Source organism: Geoalkalibacter subterraneus (genome assembly GCF_000827125.1).
GTDB lineage: Bacteria > Desulfobacterota > Desulfuromonadia > Desulfuromonadales > Geoalkalibacteraceae > Geoalkalibacter_A > Geoalkalibacter_A subterraneus.
Genome location: NZ_CP010311.1, coordinates 3,362,460 through 3,382,026, shown reverse-complemented (window position 1 = coordinate 3,382,026; position 19,567 = coordinate 3,362,460). Strand labels below are relative to the sequence as shown.

Here is a 19,567-nt window from a genome sequence, read left to right as displayed (position 1 = left end):
CCATAAACGTGTTCAAACTTGATGATCTGGCGGCCGGCGTGCGGGCGGGCAACATCCGCGCGCTGGCCAAAGCCATTACTTTGGTAGAGAGCCGCAACCTCGATCACTCCCGCGCGGCGACGACCCTCCTCGACGAACTCCTGCCCGATACCGGAAACTCCATCCGCATCGGTATCTCCGGCGTGCCCGGGGTCGGCAAAAGCACCTTCATCGAAACCTTTGGACGTCACCTGACCGCCCAAGGTCATCGGCTCGCGGTGCTGGCGGTCGACCCGAGTTCGCGCATCTCGGGCGGCAGCATCCTCGGCGACAAGACCCGCATGGAGGATCTGGCCCGCGACCCCAATGCCTTTATCCGCCCTTCTCCCGCCGGCGAGACCCTCGGCGGCGTGGCTCGCAAGACCCGCGAGACCATGCTGGTGTGCGAGGCGGCCGGCTATGACGTGATCATTGTCGAGACGGTCGGCGTCGGCCAGTCCGAAATCACCGTCGCCTCCATGGTCGACTTCTTCCTGCTGCTGCAACTCCCCGGTGCGGGCGACGAGCTGCAGGGGATCAAGAAAGGGGTCATGGAGATCGCCGACGCCATCGTCATCAACAAGGCCGAAGGGGACAACCGCCCCAAAGCCGACCTGGCGCGCCGCCAGTACCTCAACGCCCTGCATATCCTGCAGCCGCGCAGCCCCGACTGGCAGGTGCCGGTCCTGCTGTGCAGCGCCCTGAAGGGGGAGGGGATCGGCGAGGTGTGGCAGACCATCGATGGCTTCCGCGCCACCATGAAGAAAAACGGCCACTTTGAAAAGCGCCGCAGCACCCAGAGCCTCGACTGGATGTGGTCGCTGCTCATGGACGACCTCAAAGACCTCTTCCTCCGCGACCCCCGCGTCGAAAACCTGCTCCCCACCATCCGCGAAGCCGTCGCCCAGGGCATCACCACCCCCGGCGCGGCGTCCAGGCGGTTGCTGGAGGCGTTTAAAAGGCATTGAATTTTTCAACGGAGAGGCGGAGAGATTTGGAGAAAGGCGCAGAGAGAGCGGCGTGGTTGAATCGTTTGAGCGGAATTCTGCTGGATGCGGCCATGGAGGTTCATCGCGTATTGGGTGGGCCAGGCTTGCTTGAAAGTATCTATGAGGAAGCTTTTGTTCACGAAATGAGGATTCGAGGACTTTCCGTCGAGCGGCAGGTTTCAATTCCTGTCAGTTACAAGGGCCAGGCTATCAAGCACCCCTTGGTGCTTGACCTGATGGTTGAAAACAGCATCATCCTTGAGATAAAAAGCGTAGAGAAATTCAACCCGATTTTCGCGGCACAATTGCTGACTTATTTACGACTGACCCAGCGACCGTTAGGGCTTGTGATCAATTTTGGCGAACGCTACCTGAAAAACGGTTTCCACCGCCTGGTCAACAATTTTCCCGATTCATGATTTGGTTTTTCTCACCGCGCTTTTACTCCTCCCCGTCTTTGCGTTAAATTGCTTGCAAAGGAGCGAAATGATTTTCAGCTTTTCTCTCCGTGCTTATAATTCCTCTCCGCCTCTGCGTTGAGTTTTTTAAAAAGGAGACCTAAACAAATGACCAAAAAAATCAACCATATCGGTATCGCCGTTAAAAGCCTCGACGCTTCCACACCTTTCTACTGCGACGTTCTCGGCATGGCCTTCGAGGGGACTGAGGAGGTGGCGGAGCAGAAGGTGCGGGTGGCGTTTTTTGCGGTTGGGGAAAGCCGGGTGGAACTGCTCGAGCCGACCTCCGACGATTCGCCGGTGGCCAAGTTCATCGAGAAGAACGGCGAGGGGATTCATCACCTGGCCTATGAAGTCGATGATATCGAAAAAGCGCTGACCGATCTGCGCGACTCCGGCGTGCGCCTGATCGACGAGACACCGAGGCGCGGCGCTCACGGCACATCCATCGCCTTTCTGCACCCCAAGGCGACGGGAGGTGTGCTGACCGAACTGTGCCAACCGGGGGACCACTAAAAAAAGCGCTGATTTTGACCGCTAAACCAGTTTAAACAAACAACGTTTTGTAGAAATGATACGGTTTTTAGTTCGCAGGTGACTGAATTTACTTGCGATTTTTTTTGGTTGACAACCGAGTGAAAATGATAAAATCTAGGTCAGTAAAATTTTAAAACAAAACTCTGTTTTTATGCGGTTGACGTCGGACGCTGATCCGCTAGACTGAGAATTCGGTTATTTTACTAAATGCCGTTTTGCAGTTTCAGCCCCCGGCTGGTTCATGTCTGTTTTTATGAAGCAACCTCAGCCCGGCGACTTGGATTTCATGATGAAAAAAGCCCTTCTGTTGTCCTTTTTTTTCTCCGTCCTCGTTATGCTGATGCCCGGCGCCGCTTTCTCCCTGGGCGTTGGCGACACCCCGCCTGATTTCACCCTGACCTCCCTTGACGGTGAAGAGGTCTCTCTCTCCGATTTCAAAGGGCGTGTGATCATCCTCAAGCTGGCTACGACCTGGTGCCCCACCTGCAAGCAGCAAACCGAAACCTTTCTGGCGAACGACCGTTATCTGTCGGAACATGATGCCGTTGTCATCGACGTCTTTGTGCAGGACTCCGAGAAAATGGTGCGTAAATACCTGGGTGACAGAGAATACGGCATGACCTTCGTTCCCCTGGTCGATAACGGTCAGGCCTATCGTGCATACAATGTGTACCTTATTCCGCGCGTGCTGGTTATCGACCGCGACTTCAAGGTGCTGCGCGACGGTGGGCAGCTCCCCAGCGATGAACTGCGCAGCCTGGTGAAGGAAGCGGCGATCGAAGAGGAGGGTTCCTGAAATGGTTTTTCGCTCTCAGCTGCTGCGCAGAGATGTGTAACTTTGTGGCATTTGAACAACAGCACTGTGGCGCGGACTCAACAGCAGGCCAGCAGGCGCGACGCGGCGGAAAACCCTGTTTCAGAAAATAAGACTGTTTTTCAGGTGTTTAGCAGGATATGAGCGGCGTACCATAAAATGGTGATTGTTGGCACCTATTTTGTAGAGGATTTTAAAGACACATGTTTTTCTTCAAGGTTCCCGACGGGGAGATCTTGACTGATCCTGACATGACAACGAGAGGAGGTGAAACAATGAAAAAGCTGATGACTCTGGTTATGGTGGCCATGCTGGCCCTGTCCCTGGGCGCTTGCGCCGGGATGAAGAAGGACGAAAAACAGGTTCGCGTCAAATGCCCCGCCTGCGGGTATGAGTTCGAAACTCCGATGGCTCACGAGTAATACGCTTCGGGCGTAAGGGCCGGCTGGCATCGCCAGCCTGAAAAAAAAACGATTTTTTTATTGTATTCAGGAGGTCAAAGTGAGTAAGAGCGTAAGAATACTGATTGCCCTGGCGGCTGTCGTGGCAATGGCCACCCCCGCCCTGGCCGAGTTTACATTGGGTGGGTACTTCCGTACCCAGGGATATCTGCAGAATATTCGGACTGTGAATGCTGGCGGCGGATTGGCCGGTCAGGATGACTCCGACACTATGAGTGTTATCGACCAGCGCTTCCGCGCCAAACTGGGCTACACCCTTAACGATTACGTCAGCTTTGTTTATTATGGTGAGGTTGATACGACTTGGGGTTCAGCCGGAAAAGCTTTTGCAGAAGACTCTGCAGGTGATACTCACTCCCATGGCGGTGGTGGTATGGTCGGTGCAGATGGCGTCAACATCGAAACTAAAAACATTTTTGTCGATTTCAAGATACCTGATGCCAACTCCAATCTGCGCTTGGGTATTCAAGGGATCAAAGACTCCTTCGACGGCGTCGTCTTTTTCAACGACATGGCGGCCATCAACCTGAGCGGCAAAGTCGGTGTCCTTGACTACTCCCTGATCTACTCCAAGTGGTCGGAAGGGGATGATGCCTTCAAGTGGGACGACACCGATTTCTATGGCGTTGACGTGTCCCATAAGTATGGCGATTACGCCAAAGCTGGCGTAGCCGTTTACTATTACGACAACAACAGTGACAATGGTTTCGGCGCTACCACCGACTTCGCCAAAAATGCCATGAACGAAGGTCCCAACCTTGACGCCGAACTGTGGTGGGCCGGCCTGTATGGCGACTATCGTTTCGGCAATCTTGGCCTGCAGGGCTGGATCCTGTATCAGGACGGTGAAGTACTTAACGGTACGACCGGCAAGGATGTCGACAGTCAGGCCTGGGCTGCCAGCGTCAAGGGCAACATGGTCGTTCAGAACGGCGATCTCGGCCTGCGCTACATGTACTTCAGCCCCGACGATGACGAAGACGATCTTGACCGCTTCTTCATGTCCCACGGCAACTATGAATTCACCGGTGAAAACCTGAGCATCTTCCTGGTGGACGCATTTGTCAACAACGTGAATAAAAACCGTTTCGCCATTTATGACTCGGTCGAAGGCGGTTACGGTCTGCATGGCCTGGTATTCTCCGGTAACTTCAAGAACCTGCCGATGGACACCTATGCCGGTTTCGGCGCGGGTGCCTTCTTCGCCGCTGACGACAATCCTGATGGTGCCGCCAAGCGTGAAGGCAGCACCCTCGGTTACGAAATTGCCGGCAAGATCGGCAAGAAGTTTGCCGACAAGTTTGATGTGAGCCTGCGCGGCGCCTACGCCATTCTCGGCGACTTCTATGACAAAACTGCTCTCGACAAGGATGGTGCAGACCCCGATGACGTGTGGACCACCACCCTGATGGTTAACGTGCCTTTCTAATCTTGGCGCACGTCACACTGTAGAACAGAAAAGGCCGGGCTTCGTCCCGGCCTTTTCTGTTCCGTGAAAACTTTGTCTTTACCCGTTGCGAAACCGTTCAATATTGATTCCCGTTTGGTTATCAATCGATAGAGTCATAAAGCTTTTTCTGCTATAGTGTGAACCCTGCATGAACCATTCTGTTTCAGGAGGATTCTTTTTGTGAAAAATATGCGCCATGTTGGTTGGTTGATGGGGATGGTCCTGCTGTTGCTGGCGGCGGGTCCGGCCCTGGCACAGTGGGAAGAGAAGATCAAAGAAGATTTCGAGCCGCTCTCCGGCGTGGTGATCATGCCGGTGGGCGGTGAATACCTGATCGACCTCGACGCTTCGCGCGGCGTGGTGCCGGGCGACCTGTTCGCGGTGGTGCAGTCGGGCGAGCGCATCGTGCACCCGGTCAGCGGCGAGGTGCTGGGCACCTTGGACGAGGCCAAGGCGGTGCTGCGGGTGACGCGCATCAAGTCCGGCTACAGTTATGCGGTGCCGGTGGGAGAGGGCGGCGAGATCAAGCGCGGCGACAAGATCCGGCGCTATGAGCAGACCTCTGCCGTCTTCTGGGATTACGAAGGTGTCGGCGAGGAGTTTCAGCAGAAATTGCGCGCCGCGCTGCCGGCCCTTGAATGGCAGAGCTACGACGCCGCCCAGAGTGCGCGGCCGGCCACGCCGAGCGCCCCCCTGAAGACCGGCGCCCATCTGGCGTTTGTGCTTTCCGGCGGGCAGCTTTCCGTGCTGGGCCCCGGCGGTGAGGTGATCCATACCTATGCGGCCGCCCCCCGGCAGGTCCCTGCCGCGCCACCCATTGCTGCGCCCTCGTCGCAACCTGCCGTATCGACGCCCCCGGCTGCAAAAGCCGCTGCCGAGACCAGCGGCATCATTGCCTCTGTGCCGGAAGTGGTCAGCGGCGGTATCATCCGCAGGCAGGAACAGTATTATGAAGGGGTCTGGAATGCCGCCGAGTTGAAGGGCCGTGCCCTGGCGATGGCGGTCGGTGACCTGAACGGCGACGGACGCCCTGAACTGGCGGTTCTTTTCAAGGAATCCCTTGTGGTGGGGCGTGTCGAAGATCGCACCTTCGTTCCTGTGGATGAAATCACTTTCGATGCCATGGAAAAGAGCCTCGCCCTGGATGCGATCGATGTCGATGGCGACGGTCGCGCCGAGCTTTATGTTACTGCCGTGCGCAACGGCACCGAAAGCGCGCGTCCGTCTTCACGACGGCTGGTCATGGAAAAGGGAAAGCTGCGGCTGGCGGAAAAGCAGATCCCCTGGTTTCTGCGGAGCGTGGACTGGCCCGGTGAGGGACGGATTCTGCTGGCGCAGCGCATGGGAGGGCTTAATAACGATTTTGATGGACCTCTGTTTCGTGTGAACGTTCAGCAGGATCGCCTGGTGGAAGGCCGCTCCGTGGATGTACCGTCTCCGGTCAGCCTGTTCGGCTTTGTCCCGTTTGTGGATGAGGCCCGCGGAACGCTCTTTGCCTATCTCAATCGCACCGGCACACTCCAGGTTCTGAACTCGAACGGTGAAGTGTTGTGGCAGAGCAGCAGCGATTACGGCGGCAGCGAAGTGTTTTTCGAGCGGTCTGATTCTTCAGCTGGAATGTCGAATGAACCACGCGCCGTGTTCATCAAGGCGAATCTTGCCATGGGCCCCGACGGGGAAATCCTGGTGCCCCTCAACAAGGGGTGGAAGATTACCGACCGTTTCCGCGAGCTGGGCCCAAGCCGCCTGACCGCCCTGCAGTGGGACGGCAATACCCTGCGCGAACTCTGGCATACCCAGGAGCAGCAGGGTTACATGGCTGATTTTCAGGTGGCGGATGTCGATCATGACGGCCAGTTGGAGGTCGCGATGACCGTGACCTTCAGCCGCCCCGGCTTCACCACCGAGGGGCGCAGCGGCGTGGTGGTTTACGAGCTGCAGTAGGTTTTATTTTACGCTGGTCACACTTTGTAATTGAAGAAGCCTCCCGTTTTGGGGGGCTTTTTCTGTATGCAGGGCTTAAGGCTTTGGGCATTGGGCGACACCTCCCTCACCCCCCGCCTTCTCCCGCTGGGAGAGGGGGCTTTTTGCTCCTCCTCCCAGCGGGGGGAGGTTGGGAGGGGGGAGCTTAGGGCTGGATTCCTGTCAATTTAACGCCATTATTTTTTCAGCTCTGCTTGCGGCTGTCTTGAAGGGTGTTAGAATTATAGCGTTTTGAGCGAAGAATACCCCTGATTTCCTTGAATTTAATGTACAGTCGCCTTTAGTTTCGGCAACTAAGATAAACAGCGTTTTGAACTTGCGATCAGCTTGTCAAGCTCCAAACCCAAGGAGGCGCATTCATGAGCCGGCAGACAGAGGCCGAATCCGCGATGGCGGCCATTCCCGAAGAGACGTTGCGCACATGGGAGGCGCGGGGCGTGAGTCGCCGCGATTTTCTCACCTTCTGCTCCACCATGGCCGCCACCCTGGCCCTCCCCGTGACCTTCATGCCGCGCATCGCCGCGGCGCTGGAACAGGACGATACCCGCCCGCCGGTGATCTGGCTGGAATTCCAGAGCTGCAGTGGCGACTCGGAGGCCTTCCTGCGCTCCAGCGCACCGACCGCCGTGCAGATCATCCTCGACACCATCTCCCTCGAGTACGCCGAGATCGTCATGGCCGCCGCCGGACACCAGGCGGAAGAAGCCAGGCATCAGGCCATGGAGAAGTACAAAGGGCGCTATATCGCCATCGTTGAGGGATCGATCCCCACCGGTAAGAGCGGTGCCTACTGCACTGTCGCCGGGCAGAGTGCCGAAGAGATCACCCGCAAGGTGTGCGGCAACGCCCTGGCCACCATCGCCGTGGGAACCTGCGCCACCTTCGGTGGACTGCCGGCGGCGGCGCCCAACCCCACCGAGGCGCGTTCCGTCAAGGAAGTGGTGCCCAACGCGACGGTTCTCAACCTGCCCGGTTGCCCGGTCAATGCCGCCAACCTGTCGGCAGCCCTGGTTCATTTTCTCACTTTCGGCCGTCTGCCGGCGGCGGACCGTTTCGGCCGCCCCCGCTTCGCCTACGGCAAGCGCATTCACGACAACTGTGAGCGGCGCGGGCATTTCGATGCCGGCCAGTATGCCGAAACCTTCGGCGATTACGGCCATCGCCAGGGGTGGTGCCTGTACAAGCTGGGCTGCAAAGGCCCCGAGACCTGGCACAACTGCCCGACGGTGCGCTACAACGACGGCCTGAGCTGGCCGGTGATGGCAGGGCATGGCTGCATCGGCTGCTCCGAGCCGGGATTCTGGGACAGCATGACGCCCTTCTACCGGCGCCTGCCCAATGTGCCCGGTTTCGGCATTGAAGCGACCGCTGACAAGATCGGCCTCGGTCTGGCGGCGGCGACGGCGCTGGCGTTCGGTGCGCACGGCGTAGTGAGCGCATTCCGCAAAACGGACCAACACGAAGCCGAAAAGATTATCAAGGAGGATTGATCGATGTCGCGCAAAATTGTTGTTGATCCCATTACCCGCATCGAGGGGCACCTGCGCATCGAGGCCCGTATCGAAAACGGCCGCATTGTCGATGCCTGGAGTTCTTCCACGGCGTTCCGCGGTATCGAAACCATCCTCAAGGGGCGCGACCCCCGTGACGCCCATCATTTCACCCAGCGTTTCTGCGGGGTGTGCACCACCGTGCACTCCATGGCCAGTATCCGTGCGGTGGAGCATGCTCTCGGCATCCAGGTGCCGGACAATGCCCGCCTGATCCGCAACCTGATCATGGCGGCGCAGAACATCCAGGATCACATCGTTCACTTCTATCACCTGCATGCCCTCGACTGGGTCGATATCGTCAGCGCCCTGTCGGCGGACCCGGCCGCTACCAGCAGGTTGGCCCAGTCCATCTCCGACTATCCGCGTTCCAGCACCGCCTACTTCAAAACCGTGCAGGACAAGATCAAGGCTTTTGCCGGCACGGGACGGCTGGGGCCGTTCCAGAACGCCTACTGGGGGCATTCGGCCTACAAGCTGCCCCCGGAAGCCAACCTGATGGCGGTGGCCCATTATCTCGATGCACTCGACCTGCAGAAGGAGATCATCAAGATCCACGCCATCCTCGGCTCGAAAAACCCGCATCCGCAGACCTTCCTGGTGGGCGGCATGGCGATCCCCATTGATCCCGACAGCCAGAATGCCCTCAACGCCGACAAGATCGCGCAGCTGCGCAAATTCTTCCGCAAGGCGCGCGCCTTCACCGAGCAGGCCTATATCCCCGATCTGCTGGCGATAGCGTCGTTCTATACCGATTGGGCGCAGGTGGGGGGCGGCGTCGGCAACTTCCTCTGCTACGGCGATTATCCCGACCGCGAAAACGGCGGGCCGGACAGCTTTTTCATGCCGCGAGGCATTGTCATGGGGCGGGATCTCACGCGGGTACTGCCGGTGGACCAGGAAAAGATCGCCGAATATGTCACCCGCTCCTGGTACGAATACGCCGATGGCGACCAGCGCGGCCTGCATCCGTTTAAAGGGGAGACGGTGCCCAACTACACCGGCCCCAAGCCGCCCTACGATTTTCTCGATACGGAAGCGAAATACAGCTGGGTCAAGGCACCGCGTTACGACGATCAGCCCATGGAGGTGGGGCCGCTGGCCCGCATGGTGACGGCCTACGCCGCCGGACAGCCGCAGGTGCAGGAGATCGTTCACTTTGTCCTCAACAAGCTCAACGTCGGTGCCGAGGTGCTGTTCTCGACCCTGGGGCGCACCGCGGCGCGCGGCATGGAGACCCTGCTGCTGGCGCAGAAAGCCGAAACCTGGCTCGATCAGCTGGCCGACAACATGGGCCGCGGCATTCTCGAAACGCATAACGCAGAACGCTGGGAGCCCTCAACCTGGCCGAAAGAGGTGTTCGGCTACGGCTTCCATGAGGCGCCGCGTGGAGCGCTGGGGCATTGGCTGCGCATCGAAAACGGCGCCATCGCCAACTTCCAGGCCGTCGTGCCCTCCACCTGGAACGCCGGGCCGCGCGACGCCAAGGGGCAGATCGGCCCCTACGAAGCCGCTTTGATCGGCACCCCCATCGCCAACGAGGAACAGCCGCTGGAGATCCTGCGCACCATCCACTCCTTCGATCCCTGCCTGGCCTGCGCGGTGCATGTGCTCGATGGCAGGGGGAATGAGGTGGTTAACGTCCGCGTCGTGTAGGCCGAGGAGGTCGTATGCTAGAAATCCGCTATGTATGGGAATTTCCGGTTCGCCTGTCGCACTGGCTCAATGTGGTGAGCATCACCGCCCTGAGCTTGACCGGATTCTATATCGGCCACCCCTTTTTGAGTGCCGGCGAGGGCACCTGGATCATGGGCTGGATGCGCTTTCTCCACTTCGCTTTCGCTTACCTGTTTGCCGTCTCGGTGGTGATTCGCGCACTGTGGTTTCTGATCGGCAACCCGTATGCCTCCTGGCGCATGTTTTTTCCCTGGGCGACGCAGAAGGGTCGCGCCAACGCCATGAAATTTTTTCGCTATTACACCTTTACCGGCAAGCAGATCCCTTACGAGGTCGGTCACAACGCCCTGGCCTGCCTGGCTTATGCCCTGGTGTTTACCCTGTATTTTGTGCAGATTGCCAGCGGCTTCGCCCTTTACGGCCAGTTTGCCCCGGGCGGGCTGTGGGATACGCTGTTCGGCTGGATGCTGGTCTGGCCCGGCGCGCCGTACCTGCGCCTGGGGCATCATTTCATCATGTGGCTTTTGATCGGGTTTGTCATCAATCACATCTACAGCGCCTGGCTGATGGACGTCAAAGAAACCAACGGCACCATCAGCAGCATGTTCAGCGGATCCAAGTATATCGATCCCGAGGAACTCTGAAATATGTCGATTCTGGTACTGGGTTTGGGCAATGCCCTGATGGCTGACGATGCGATCGGGGGCAAGGTGGTGGAGTACCTGCGGGAGAGGTATGTTTTCGATCCCGATGTCGAGGTGATCGATGGCGGAACCCTGGGCCTCGACCTGCTGCCGCGCTTTGAAGGGGTCGCGCGCCTGCTTCTTGTTGATGCGGTGGATATGGGCGCTGAACCGGGAGAGGTGTTCCGGCTGGCAGGCGATGAGGTGCCGCGCGCCTTTGCCGACAAGCTGTCGGTGCACCAGATGGGGCTCAAGGATCTGCTCGCCGTGGCCGAGCTGCAGGGCGATCTGCCGCAGGAGGTGGTGTTGTGGGGAGTGCAGCCGGGTTGTATTGAAATGCGGTTGGAAATGACACCCGAGGTCAGTGCGGCGCTGCCCCGCGTGGCCGACGGCGTGCTTGCGGATCTGCAGGTTTGGAACGGCCGATGTTTCACTTCTTTGAAGGCGGACGAACTTCCCTCCCGAGATGCTTTTCATCGTTTATGAAAATCTGCCCTTGCCCCTGTTTTGGCGATGCTTTTTACCACCACTTTGGGCTTTTTTATTTTGATTGAATTTGTTAGAGTCACATTTCTGTGACAGACGTGGCAAAAGACCATTCACGGTATCGGTGCGCGGATGGGGCTGCGAAAAAAAATCTGAAAAGATCATCCGACAGGAGGCGTCAGCATCATGGACAACGCAGGCAAGGCAGAGGTCAGTGCGCAGGAGTTGGGATTGAACAGCGTGGGCGAGATCTACCACAACCTGGGCTACGATGAGCTGTTCGAGCACGAGACACGCAACGAGGAGGGGCGGGTTGCCGCCAACGGTACCATGATGGTGGACACGGGCAAGTTCACCGGCCGCTCCCCCAAGGACAAGTATTTCGTCCATCAGAAGCCTTCCTTCGAACATATCGCCTGGGGCAAAATCAACCAGCCCATGGCTCCCGAAGTTTTCGACGAACTCTACGGCGAGGTGACCAGCTACCTCGACGGTAAAAATCTTTATGTCACCGACGGTTTCTGCGGCGCCAACGAAAAAACCCGCAAGGCGGTGCGTTTCATCACCGAGTTCGCCTGGCAGTCTCATTTCGTCAAGAACATGTTCATCCGCCCCAGTGAAGAGGAGCTGAAGAATTTCAAGCCCGACTTCACCGTCTACAACGCCAGCAACCTGGTCAACGCCGACTGGGAGCGCCACGGCCTCAATTCCGAGGTGTTCGTCAGCTTCAACATCGAAAAGGATGTGGCGATCATCGGCGGCACCTGGTACGGCGGTGAGATGAAAAAAGGCATCTTCACCATGATGAACTACTGGCTGCCGCTGCAGGGGATCCTCTCCATGCACTGCTCGGCCAACGTGGGCAAGGACGGCGATGTGTGCCTGTTCTTCGGCCTGTCCGGCACCGGCAAAACCACCCTCTCCACCGATGCCTCGCGCAAGCTGATCGGCGACGACGAGCACGGCTGGGACGATGACGGGATTTTCAACTTCGAAGGCGGCTGCTACGCCAAGTGCATCAACCTTTCGAAAGAGAGCGAGCCGGAGATCTACAACGCCATCCGCCGCAACGCACTGCTCGAGAACGTGGTGTCCAATGACGACGGCGTGATCGATTTTGATGACAGCTCCAAAACGGAAAACACCCGCGTTTCCTATCCCATCGAGCATATCGAAAACCACGAGCCGAGCCTCAAGGGGGATCATCCTAAAAACATCATCTTCCTGACCTGCGATGCCTTCGGCGTACTGCCCCCGGTCAGCAAGCTGACCAAAGAGCAGGCCATGTACTACTTCCTGAGCGGCTATACCGCCAAGGTGGCCGGTACCGAACGCGGTGTGACCGAGCCGCAGGCGACCTTCTCCGCCTGCTTCGGGGAAGCCTTTCTGCCGCTGCCCCCCACCGTCTATGCCAAGCTGCTGGGCGAAAAGATGGAGAAGCACAATGTCAACGCCTACCTGGTCAATACCGGATGGGTCGGCGGCGGCTACGGCGTCGGCAAACGCATGAGCATCAAGGCGACCCGCGCCTGCGTCAACGCGATTCTCGACGGCAGCATCGAAAAAGCCGAGTTCGAGCAGACCCGCTGGTTCCGCCTGAACATCCCCAAGGCTCTGCCGGGGGTCGACAGCGCGCTGCTCAATCCCCGCAATGCCTGGCCCAACAAGGAAGACTTCGATAACAGCGCCAACCGGTTGGCCGGGATGTTCATCGACAATTTCAAGAAGTACATCAAGGACAGCGACGACTTCGATTTCACCCAGGCCGGACCCCGGCGCTGATTGCGGCTTCCGCTCAGAACGAATCACATCACAGCAACGGGGCGGCCTTTCCACGCGGGAGGCCGCCTTTTTTTGGTGAGTTCCCAACTCCCTCTTGACATAACAGGGGGACAGGATTCATTTATAGGCAAAAACATGGACGGACTCTTTTCAGGCCCTGTCCTCCGGAGGATAATTTTTTTTGAAAAACAAGATTGAACAACAGGATATCGTAATCCCTGAAACCCTGCCGCTGTTGCCGGTGCGCGACGTGGTGGTCTTTCCCTATATGATTCTGCCGCTGTTCGTCGGCCGGGAGAAATCCATAGCGGCGGTGGAGGAGGCGCTGGCCGGCGATCGCCTGATCATGCTCGCCGCTCAGCGCGAATTCGCCGAGGAAGAGCCGGAAGTCGACGATATCCACGGCGTCGGCACGATTGCGCTGATCATGCGCATGCTCAAACTGCCCGATGGACGGGTCAAGATTCTGGTGCAGGGGCTGAGCCGCGCCCGCATTACAGGCTTCACCGAGCAGGAGTCCCTGTTCCGTGTCAATGTGGAAAGACTTGAAGAGCCGGAGGTCGATTCTTCACTGGAAACCGAGGCCCTGATGCGCACTGTCCGCAACCAGTTGACCCAGGCGGTCAATCTCGGGCGCGAAGTGTCGCCCGAAGTGATGGTGGTGGTGGAGAACATGGAGGATGCCGGCAGCCTGGCCGACGTTATCGCCAGCAACGTCGGGATCAAGGTGGTCGAGGCGCAGGAGGTGCTGGAAATCCTCGATCCGCTGCAGCGCCTGCGGCGGATCAAGGACATTCTTGCCCGTGAACTGGAGCTGCTCTCCATGCAGGCCGAGATCCAGACCCAGGCCAAGGAGGAGATGGGCAAGAGCCAGCGGGAATATTTCCTGCGCGAGCAGTTGCGCGCCATCCAGGCGGAACTCGGGGATACCGACCAGCGCGCCCAGGACGTGGCCGAGCTGAGTGAAAAACTCAAGAAAGCCGGCTTGCCGAAAGAAGCGCGTGAAGAGGCCGAAAAGCAACTGCGCCGCCTGGAATCCATGCACGTCGAATCGGCCGAATACTCCATGCAGCGCACCTACCTGGAATGGCTGGTGGAGCTGCCGTGGAAGAAAAGCACGCGCGACAACCTCGACCTGGTCAAGGCAGGGGGCGTGCTCGATGAAGATCACTACAACCTGGAAAAAGTCAAGGAACGCATCCTCGAATTTCTCGCGGTGCGCAAGCTCAAAAAAGAGATGAAGGGGCCGATCCTGTGTTTTGTCGGTCCGCCCGGCGTGGGTAAAACCAGTCTTGGGCGCTCCATCGCCCGCGCCCTGGGACGCAAGTTCATGCGCATCTCTCTCGGCGGCATGCGCGACGAGGCGGAAATCCGCGGCCATCGCCGTACCTACATCGGCGCGCTTCCGGGGCGCATCATTCAGGGGATCAAACAGTGCGGCACCAACAATCCGGTCTTCATGCTTGACGAGATCGACAAGATCGGCGCCGATTTCCGTGGTGATCCCTCGTCGGCGCTGCTCGAAGTGCTCGATCCCGAGCAGAACTATGCCTTCTCGGACCACTACATCAATCTGCCCTTCGACCTGTCCAACGTGATGTTCATCGCGACCGCCAACATCATGGACCCGGTGCCTTCGGCGCTCAAGGACCGCATGGAGGTCATTCGGCTGTCAGGCTATTCCGCCGAGGAGAAGCTGCATATCGCCGAGCGCTATCTGATCCCGCGCCAGCGCGAGGCCAACGGCCTGAAAGAGAACCAGGCGCGTTTTTCCAAAAACGCTCTTCTCAAATTGATTACCGAGTACACGGCCGAAGCCGGTCTGCGTAACCTCGAGCGGGAGATCGGCAGCATCTGCCGCAAGATCGCCCGGCAGTTCGCCGAAGGGCGGCGCAAAAAACCTGTCACCGTCAGCGAAACAGCGGTGGCGCGCTTTCTCGGCGCCCCGCGCTTCCTGCCGGAAGAAGAGCGCGAAAAGAACGAGATTGGGGTGGTGACGGGCCTGGCCTGGACTGAAGTCGGCGGCGAGGTGCTTCTTGTCGAGGTTAACACCATGAAGGGCAAGGGTGCCCTGACCCTGACCGGACATCTGGGTGAGGTGATGAAGGAGAGCGCCCAGGCAGCCCTCTCCTATGCGCGCGCTCACGCCGACGAACTGGGGATTGCCCCAGATTACTTCGAGACCCACGACCTGCATGTGCATGTCCCGGCGGGAGCGATCCCCAAGGACGGGCCTTCGGCCGGTGTCACCATGGTGACGGCCATGATCTCGGCCCTCACCCGCAAACCGGTCGATAAAGATGTCGCCATGACGGGCGAGATTACCCTGCGGGGCAAGGTGCTTCCCGTCGGCGGGCTCAAGGAAAAGGTCCTGGCGGCGGTACGCCACCATGTGAAAAAAGTGTTGGTGCCTGCCCGCAACGAAAAGGATATAGACGAGCTGCCCCCTCATCTGCGCCGCAAGGTCCGCCTGGTCCTGGTGCGCAACATCGAAGAGGTTCTTGAACACGCCCTGGTGGATGAGGTATGAGTCCTGGCGGACTGGGGGAGTTTGAGTTCATCGAGCGCTTGCGCCGCCGCTGTGATCCAAACGGCGCGCTGGTGCGGGGCATCGGCGACGACTGCGCGGTGGCACGAGTCCCGGCGGGAGAGCTGCTGCTGACTTCCACCGACCTGCTGATCGAGGACGTGCATTTCCGCACTGCCTGGATCGACATGCATGACCTGGGACGGAAAAGCGTCAGTGTCAATGTCAGCGATGTGGCGGCCATGGGAGGACAGCCCTTGTCACTCTTCCTGGCGCTCGGCATCCCCGCCGACCTCTCTCTTGAGGATCTGGACCGTTTTACCGAAGGCGTGCTTTCGGCCTGCCGCGATTACGGTGCCGTGCTGGCCGGTGGCGACACCTGCCGTTCACCGCGCGGCCTGTTTATCAGCGTCACGGTGGAGGGAGCGGTGCCCGATGGGCTGCAGGTCACCCGGGACGGGGCGCGTCCCGGCGACCTGGTGTGGGTTTCGGGCACCCTGGGCGACAGCGCCCTGGCCCTGCGTGAACTCCTGGCGGGCCGTCAGCCCCCCGAAGAATGCCTCCGCCGCCACCACGATCCGCGGGCGCGGGTCGAGCTTGGCCGTACCCTGGCCGCGCAGCGGTTCGCTTCGGCCATGATCGATATTTCCGACGGGCTTTTCTCCGACCTGGGTCATATTCTTGACGCGTCAGGCTGCGGGGCTGTCTTGCGCCGCGACCTGCTGCCCCTTTCTCCCGCGTTTCTTGAATTTCAGCAGCACCAGCCGGAAGTGAACGATCTCGCCCTGACCGGCGGCGAAGATTACGAGCTGCTCTTTACCTCTCCCCCCCAGCATGCAGAAGCGGTGCGTGCCCTCGCCACCCCCGATCTGCCGCTCACAGAAATCGGCCAAATCACGGTCTCCACCGACGGATTGCGCATCGTGGACGCACAGGGGACCCTCCGCATGCCCACCCGCTCAGGCTTCGATCATTTTGCGTAAAAAACATTTGGCTTAAGGCTTTGGGCATAAGGCTTCAGGCACGCCCAAAGCCTCTTCCCTTCCTTGTCTGTCCCCTTTCCCGTTCTGTCTCCCGCATCGGCCCAATTCTTGCTTTAAAAATTAAGCCCATTTTAAGGTGAGAATTGTTATGAAGATTGATTTACCGGAGCCGGCACCCAGGGAAGATCGTCTTGCCCGGCATCTCTTTGTCGGGGCTGATGTCGACGAGCAGACACTGGAGGAGGTGCGGCAGGTTCTGTTGCAGAAGCGCCAGTTCGATCTCGGGATGTACAAGGATGCCTGCATCCGCCGTCGCATCGCGGGGCGCGTGCGTGCGCGCGGCTTTCAGCAGGCGCGCGCCTATCTCGATCTGCTGGCGGTGGACGAAGAGGAAGTTACCGCCCTCATGTCGGCGATGACGATTCATGTGTCCCAGTTCTTCCGCAATCCCAGTACGTTTGATGTGCTTCGCGAGGAGGTCGTGCCGGAAATGTTCCGCCGCCTGCGGCGAGAAGGGCAGCGCGAACTGCGGGTGTGGAGCGTCGGCTGTGCCGGTGGTGAGGAACCCTATTCCGTCGCCCTGCTGATGGAGCAACTGGTGCCGCCCCGCATGCGTTACAGTATTCTGGCGTGCGACATCACCCCGGTGGTGCTGGAAAAAGCACGGGAGGGCCTGTTCGACGGCCCTCGCCTGACCCATGTACCGGATGAGTTGCGTGACAGGCATTTCAGCCTCGAAGAGGGACGGTGGCGAATCAATGAGCGGCTGCGCAGCAAGGTGAAATTCTGCACCCACAATGTGCTCAGTGATGAGCCTTATTCCGAGGCGGACCTGATCCTGTGCCGCAATGTGCTGATTTACTTTTCGCGTCCGGACCAGGCGCGGGTGCTGGAAAGGTTTGCCGCGGCGCTGCCCGAGAATGGGGTTCTCGTGCTTGGACGGGCGGAAACTCTCAGCGGTTCGAGCCGGGAGCAGTTCACGGTGCACAATCCGGCGGAGCGCATTTTTTTCAAGCGTGGCTGCGCAGAGCGGTGAGGGGAGAGGAATGAGGAGCAAGGAGTGAAGCGATGCGGATAGAAATTGCCTACAAATTTATCATGGGGTTCATCATCGTGGTGGCCTCTACGGTCGCCCTCGATGCGCTGGTGCCGCGACTTGGCGTTCCGCAAGGGTGGCAGGATCTGGTAACCACGACGGGGGCACTGCTGATCGGCCTGGTGCTGGGCTCGATCTTTTCCAAGGCCTTTACCGCCAATATCGGTGCCCTTACCGGTGCAGCGGAACGCATCAGCCAGGGCGATCTGAGCCAGCCTGTCGAACTGCATCACAATAATTTTCCGGACGAGACGGCCGATGTGGCCGGTTCGCTCTCGAAACTCAGCGACAGCCTGCGCCGACTGGTCGGCAGCATTCGTTCTTCGGCGGTGATGGTGTCCGATTCGGCGCAGGGGCTTTCGGCGTCCTCCCAGCAGATGAGCGCGACCGCCCATCAGGTGGCCGGCGCCACGGAGCAGATCAGCCGCGGCGCGGAGAACCAGGCCGAGATGGTGGAGAAAGCCACCCAGGTCATCCGCGACATGGCACTGGCCATCGATCAGGTTGCCGCCTCTGCCCAGAAGGTGGCGGCCTCGGCCAATGACACCTCTCTGACCGCCCAGCATGGCGGCGAGATGAGCCGCAGCGCTCTCGACAACATGCAGCAGGTGCTGGCCGAAGTGGCCGGCAGCGGCGACCAGATCCTCAATTTCAGCTCCATGGTCAACCAGATCGGTCAGATTACCGAAGTGATTACCGGGATCTCGGAGAAGACCAACCTGCTGGCTCTCAATGCGACCATCGAGGCGGCACGGGCCGGCGAATACGGGCGCGGCTTCGCGGTGGTGGCCGAGGAGGTCAGCAAGCTGGCCGACAGCAGCGCGGCTTCCGCCCAGGAGATCACCCGCTTGATTGAAACCATTCGTGAAGAGAGCACACGGGTGCAATCCTCCATGAAGCAGAGCATCGAGCGCATCGATGCCGGCCAGAAGGCGATTACCATTACCGATAAGGCCTTTGCGGAAATCATCGAGACCGCGGTGGACACACAGACCAAGGCCGACGGCATCGCGGAGCTTTCTGGGCGCCAGACCGAAGGATCGCGACACATGGTCAAAATCATTGAAGAGATCGCCAAGGTGGCTGAAGACAACGCCGCCTCGACGGAGCAGGTCTCGGCGGCGACCCAGGAGCAATCCGCTTCGATGGAAGAGATGGCCCACAGCGCCCAGGATCTTTCTGCGCTCTCGGAAGATCTGCTCAGCCTGGTGAGCCGTTTCCGCCTTGGCGATGAGAAGCAATGACATGCAGGCATCGTCGCAGCAGATTCTGATTTTCGGTCTGGGCGAAGAATGGTACGGTCTGGAGATTGACGAGGTTCAGGAGGTGGTTGCCGCGCCGCGCCTTCATCCGGTACCGCGTGCGCCCTGCTGCCTGTCTCACGCCATTAATTTTCACGGCCGGGTGGTGGTGGTGCTCGACCTGCCTGCCTGGCTGGGTTTTGAACGGGGGAAACGTGATCCCCGGGTAATCGTCCTGTCCGCCCCAAGCGCCGGCCTGGCTCTGGCCGTCGACCGGGTGGGACGCATTGTGCCCCTTGAGGATGACGCGGTGATGCCGTGCGAATCCGAAGAGGATGCGCGGGCCTTCATTCGTGGAGTGTTCGATCATCAGGGGCGCATGATCAATCTGCTGGATACGGATCGCCTGCTGGCGAGCCTCAGACAAGACGCCAATCTTCGAGGAGGAACACCGGCCCATGAATGTTCTGATAGTTGACGACGCCCTGTTCATGCGCAATTTGCTCAGGGGTATTTTCGAGAGAGCGGGCTTTGCCGTGGTCGGGGAAGCCGGCGACGGCGCCGAGGCTGTGGAAAAGTACCGGACCCTGCGCCCTGAGCTGGTCATGATGGATATCGTCATGCCGGAGAAAAGCGGCATCGAGGCCCTCAAAGAGATTGTTACCGAGGATCCGGCCGCCTGCGTGGTCATGTGCAGTGCGCTCGGGCAGGAGAAGCTGGTGATGGAAGCGGTGCAGAGCGGCGCACGGGATTTTATCGTCAAGCCCTTCAAGGATGACCTGGTGCTTGAAACCGTTAAACGGGTGACTGGCGCCGCTTGAGGGCGGATGCG

18 protein-coding genes are annotated in these 19,567 nt (G+C 59.3%); all 18 read left to right on the top strand.

Annotated features, from left to right (window positions below):
- The first annotated feature begins 8 nt into the window (after positions 1-8).
- Positions 9-986 (top strand): methylmalonyl Co-A mutase-associated GTPase MeaB, encoded by a 978-nt coding sequence (gene meaB / locus GSUB_RS15895; protein WP_052465007.1) that lies wholly within the window; start codon positions 9-11, stop codon positions 984-986.
- 65 nt (positions 987-1,051) lie between these two features.
- The gene (locus GSUB_RS15890; protein ID WP_200890158.1) at positions 1,052-1,426 is read left to right on the top strand and encodes a GxxExxY protein; all 375 of its coding nucleotides are present in this window, start codon (positions 1,052-1,054) and stop codon (positions 1,424-1,426) included.
- Positions 1,427-1,573: 147 nt separating this feature from the next.
- On the top strand, positions 1,574-1,981 hold the full coding sequence (gene mce / locus GSUB_RS15885) for a methylmalonyl-CoA epimerase (RefSeq protein WP_040201708.1): 408 nt from the start codon (positions 1,574-1,576) through the stop codon (positions 1,979-1,981).
- A gap of 307 nt (positions 1,982-2,288) precedes the next feature.
- A complete protein-coding gene (locus tag GSUB_RS15880) occupies positions 2,289-2,798 on the top strand; it encodes a TlpA family protein disulfide reductase (protein ID WP_158414105.1) in 510 nt (169 codons plus the stop codon).
- A gap of 293 nt (positions 2,799-3,091) precedes the next feature.
- A complete protein-coding gene (locus GSUB_RS19440; protein WP_158414104.1) occupies positions 3,092-3,238 on the top strand; it encodes a hypothetical protein in 147 nt (48 codons plus the stop codon).
- A 79-nt stretch (positions 3,239-3,317) separates the two neighbouring features.
- The gene (locus GSUB_RS15870) at positions 3,318-4,706 is read left to right on the top strand and encodes a hypothetical protein (protein WP_040201705.1); all 1,389 of its coding nucleotides are present in this window, start codon (positions 3,318-3,320) and stop codon (positions 4,704-4,706) included.
- Between the two features lie 210 nt (positions 4,707-4,916).
- Positions 4,917-6,671, top strand: a complete 1,755-nt coding sequence (locus GSUB_RS15860; RefSeq protein WP_235269960.1) for an FG-GAP repeat domain-containing protein — start codon at positions 4,917-4,919, stop codon at positions 6,669-6,671.
- Positions 6,672-7,099: 428 nt separating this feature from the next.
- On the top strand, positions 7,100-8,200 hold the full coding sequence (locus GSUB_RS15855) for a hydrogenase small subunit (protein WP_040202705.1): 1,101 nt from the start codon (positions 7,100-7,102) through the stop codon (positions 8,198-8,200).
- 3 nt (positions 8,201-8,203) lie between these two features.
- Positions 8,204-9,916, top strand: coding sequence for a nickel-dependent hydrogenase large subunit (locus tag GSUB_RS15850; RefSeq protein WP_040201702.1), 1,713 nt, complete (start codon positions 8,204-8,206; stop codon positions 9,914-9,916).
- A 14-nt stretch (positions 9,917-9,930) separates the two neighbouring features.
- Positions 9,931-10,581, top strand: a complete 651-nt coding sequence (gene cybH / locus GSUB_RS15845; RefSeq protein ID WP_040201701.1) for a Ni/Fe-hydrogenase, b-type cytochrome subunit — start codon at positions 9,931-9,933, stop codon at positions 10,579-10,581.
- Positions 10,582-10,584: 3 nt separating this feature from the next.
- Positions 10,585-11,106 (top strand): HyaD/HybD family hydrogenase maturation endopeptidase, encoded by a 522-nt coding sequence (locus tag GSUB_RS15840; RefSeq protein WP_084212165.1) that lies wholly within the window; start codon positions 10,585-10,587, stop codon positions 11,104-11,106.
- Between the two features lie 186 nt (positions 11,107-11,292).
- The gene (pckA, locus tag GSUB_RS15835) at positions 11,293-12,888 is read left to right on the top strand and encodes a phosphoenolpyruvate carboxykinase (ATP) (RefSeq protein WP_040201700.1); all 1,596 of its coding nucleotides are present in this window, start codon (positions 11,293-11,295) and stop codon (positions 12,886-12,888) included.
- 181 nt (positions 12,889-13,069) lie between these two features.
- On the top strand, positions 13,070-15,418 hold the full coding sequence (gene lon, locus GSUB_RS15830; protein WP_040201699.1) for an endopeptidase La: 2,349 nt from the start codon (positions 13,070-13,072) through the stop codon (positions 15,416-15,418).
- Entirely contained in the window at positions 15,415-16,398 is a 984-nt protein-coding gene (gene thiL / locus GSUB_RS15825) for a thiamine-phosphate kinase (protein WP_040201698.1), read from the top strand. The genes lon and thiL overlap by 4 nt, the downstream gene beginning before the upstream one ends.
- A 148-nt stretch (positions 16,399-16,546) precedes the next feature.
- Positions 16,547-17,434, top strand: a complete 888-nt coding sequence (locus tag GSUB_RS15820; protein ID WP_040201697.1) for a CheR family methyltransferase — start codon at positions 16,547-16,549, stop codon at positions 17,432-17,434.
- A 32-nt stretch (positions 17,435-17,466) separates the two neighbouring features.
- On the top strand, positions 17,467-18,738 hold the full coding sequence (locus GSUB_RS15815) for a methyl-accepting chemotaxis protein (RefSeq protein WP_040201696.1): 1,272 nt from the start codon (positions 17,467-17,469) through the stop codon (positions 18,736-18,738).
- A 1-nt stretch (position 18,739) separates the two neighbouring features.
- Complete coding sequence (locus GSUB_RS15810; RefSeq protein ID WP_040201695.1) at positions 18,740-19,213, top strand: chemotaxis protein CheW; 474 nt, start codon at positions 18,740-18,742, stop codon at positions 19,211-19,213.
- Complete coding sequence (locus tag GSUB_RS15805; protein WP_040201694.1) at positions 19,194-19,556, top strand: response regulator; 363 nt, start codon at positions 19,194-19,196, stop codon at positions 19,554-19,556. The genes GSUB_RS15810 and GSUB_RS15805 overlap by 20 nt, the downstream gene beginning before the upstream one ends.
- Positions 19,557-19,567 lie beyond the last annotated feature (11 nt).